At 26.9% G+C, this 3,177-nt stretch carries 4 protein-coding genes; all 4 read right to left on the reverse strand.

Features of this window, described 5'->3' with window-relative positions; translation table 11 throughout:
- Positions 1 to 515 precede the first annotated feature (515 nt).
- Entirely contained in the window at positions 516 to 803 is a 288-nt protein-coding gene (locus PW5551_RS09880; RefSeq protein ID WP_158526188.1) for a helix-turn-helix transcriptional regulator, read from the reverse strand.
- 2 nt (positions 804 to 805) lie between these two features.
- Entirely contained in the window at positions 806 to 1,168 is a 363-nt protein-coding gene (locus PW5551_RS09885; RefSeq protein WP_113075610.1) for a type II toxin-antitoxin system RelE/ParE family toxin, read from the reverse strand.
- A 273-nt stretch (positions 1,169 to 1,441) separates the two neighbouring features.
- Positions 1,442 to 2,392, reverse strand: a complete 951-nt coding sequence (locus tag PW5551_RS09890) for an Abi family protein (protein ID WP_158526189.1) — start codon at positions 2,390 to 2,392, stop codon at positions 1,442 to 1,444.
- 461 nt (positions 2,393 to 2,853) lie between these two features.
- A complete protein-coding gene (locus PW5551_RS09895) occupies positions 2,854 to 3,123 on the reverse strand; it encodes a hypothetical protein (protein ID WP_113075612.1) in 270 nt (89 codons plus the stop codon).
- Positions 3,124 to 3,177: the final 54 nt, after the last annotated feature.

Raw genomic sequence — 3,177 nt, forward strand, 5'->3', positions numbered from 1 at the left:
AGACGGGGTAGTCAGTTTAATTCCCCTTCCTCGAAGGGGTGGATGCAGCGTTTTATGCTGCAGACGGGGTAGTCGCTTTTATTCCCCTTCTTCGAAGGGGTGGATGCAGCGTTTTATGCTGCAGACGGGGTAGTCGCTTTTATTCCCCTTCCTCGAGAGGTGAGAAAAATGAGGGGTGAGAATATAAAAAAGAAAAGCAAAAATGCCTTATGTACCAAAAGACCGTCCGTTTTACTTAAGAAATTCAGAATTGATCCCATTGTTGGAAGAGAACCGTAATTATTATAGTTAATGAGCTGAGATGTGATTACGATATCTAACTTGTTCACGATAGACAATCAAAACCAAGATAAATCCTAATATAGACTACAAATTGTTATTAATCCCTTAGATTTAGGTAATATATCATTTAACGATTAAAAAAATTCCTTTTTTGACTGTAGGGAATGGCTTAGAACATCATATAAATAAATTTCTAAACAAAAATCCAAAAAATGAAATTAATTAATTTAGTTCTATCTTTTATCTAAAAATTCAATATCTTTTCCTGTAGCATTTAATATCTTTTGAACAAAATCAATTCTAGGGTTTACCAAACCCCTTTCAAATCTTGATATTACTTGTTGTTGTACCCCTATATTTTCTGCCAATTCTTTCTGTGTAATATGATTTTCAGCCCTATATTCTATTACACTTTCTATTAATTTGTATTTTAATTCTAAATCATCATATATTTTTTTGATTTCTGGGTTTCCTTTTAATATTTTTTCCTTTTCCTTTTTATAATTATACAGTTTTTCCACTTTTATTCCTCCATTTCATCTATCAAATTTTTCATTTTTTGAAAAATTGGGTTCAATACAGTATCCCCTAATTTTCTAGACTTCTTAATTTTATAATCAAACAAAACTATGACTTCATTATTTTTTATAAAATAAAATATTCTTATTGGAACATTGCTTTCTATTCTTAATTCCCTTAAGTTAATACTCTTATATTTATAACCTGATAAAATTTTCGAATAAGGATAACTTAACAAATAAACCTTATTTTCTAATAAATCTAATATTCTAAAAATTTCAGCTACTGTGATTTTATCTTCTCTTTTGGAACTACTAGACAATTTATCTATATACTTTTTAAGTTTTTTAGTATAAATTAACGTCATATTTTACCCATCCCTAAAATGTATTATACAACATTTTTGTTGTATTTTAAAATTATTTTATTATTTCATCAAAAATACCATTGTATAATTATACATAATTATATCAATTTTTGTCGCTCAGAGCTTGTCAAAGAATCTGTCATCTCTTCTCTTTTCTGATTATCAAAAATTTTATTATTTTCTATCACCATAAAAACTTTGATAAGCCTCTCTTAATATGATTAGCCCTATCCTCTTTTGCTACCAAAATTCCGTTCTAAGTATATAAAATAATCAAATATTCTTTAATTCTTTCCAATTGTTGGGAAAACCCATAGAATCCAAAACATCTTTTATTAAAATTGTTTTCAATTTATTATCCAAAAAATTAATTTCTTTATTAATACTATCTATTAAATCTGAAAAATCTTCATATTTCAGAAAAAACTTCAAGCTAATCAGCAATGAAAACAAATCATTTCTCCCCATAATATATTTTCCTCTATCATTTTTTGGTATTGAAAAAAATTCATATATCTTAGTATTTTTAGGAGTTTTTATATTATGTTTTAAATTGAATTTTTTGTACTTCGAGTTATAAAATCTTAGCCCATGAGCTGATTTATTTCTAAAGAAAACAATATTTTTTAAAAGATTTTGAAATTCATTTGGTTGAATATTATAATACTTTGAAACCTTAGATCTTTCTGAATTTTTTAATATACCATAAAATTTATTAATATTACCTAATGTAAAAGCATTAATAGCAACCCACAAGGGAACATAACCATGATTATTTAAATAATGAGTTATAGTATCGTCTTTACCTATGCTTTTTGATATAGTCTCATTTAAAACATTAATTACTTCTTCAATTTTATTAGAACTAATCTTTTTAGAGGGAGTTCTAAAATTTTCTAATAAAAAATAATCTTTATGACCATATTGTTTTGAAAAATAATAAGCTATTAAAGATTTTATATTAAGTTCAATTTTCAAAATTTTAGATAAAAAAATCATCCTTAATTCTCTATCAAATTCAAAAAGTGCATATATTTCTTTAAAAGAAGCATCGTTTTTATAAGAATCTGGATTTTTCTTTTTTAAAAAAAGGTCTTTATACCCATTTATCACATTGTAGTAATTTTCAATCTCCAAAATCTTTTTATCACTTTGCTCTATTTTTAATCCTCTATTCCTTAATAAATCAACTTGTTCTTCTAATGTTTTAAAAACCTTTTCCAAAACCTCCACCTCATCCCCAGTATATAAAAAAAGGCCAAGGCTCTCAAAGAACACCTTGGCACCGTCTACTAAAGAAATTATAAAACTTTGTTGTTAAAAAAGAATTATGTAATAATTAACATTAAATTAATTATTACAACAGAGTTTGTAGTTCGAGTTTTAAATGTTATCTCGACTAAGATTGGACTTAAGTCAAGATAGTAGACAGAAAAAAGGGAAATAAAAACCAATAAACCTCACCAGAGGGGAATTTAAGCTATTTCTGCTTCTGTGAAGATAAATCAAAAGCAACTACCCCGTCTGTGACAAAAAGCGTCACAGCCACCCCTTCAAAAAGGGGAATTTAAACCCACATGCTTCTCAAAAGGCTGATTAATAACAATTTTTCTTCCTTGAAGAGGAATTAAACCTAAATTTTTTGCAAGAGATAAATTAATACTTATTTAGAAAGTTTTATACTATTATTTCAGAATTTCTTTTAATTCGTCTATTGTTATTTCTAATAGATTATCCATGATATAATCAATTGTTTTTTCATCGGTTTTTAAAATTTTGTCTTGCAATACTTTGGAAAATTCTTTTCCAAACCTTTTTGTTAACAATTTCACCGCAACTTCTTTTCTTTCTTCTAGTTTGCCTTTTTCAAGTCCCTCTTCTTTGCCTTTTTCAATACCTTCCCTCATGGCTTCTTCTCTATCTCTTTTAGCTATCTTTTCTAACGTGTCAAACATTTTTGGCACCTCTTTCTTCTATTTCTTTGAATTCTTCTATGTCTTCTTGAATCT

The organism is Petrotoga sp. 9PW.55.5.1 (assembly GCF_003265365.1).
In the GTDB taxonomy this organism is placed as follows: domain Bacteria; phylum Thermotogota; class Thermotogae; order Petrotogales; family Petrotogaceae; genus Petrotoga.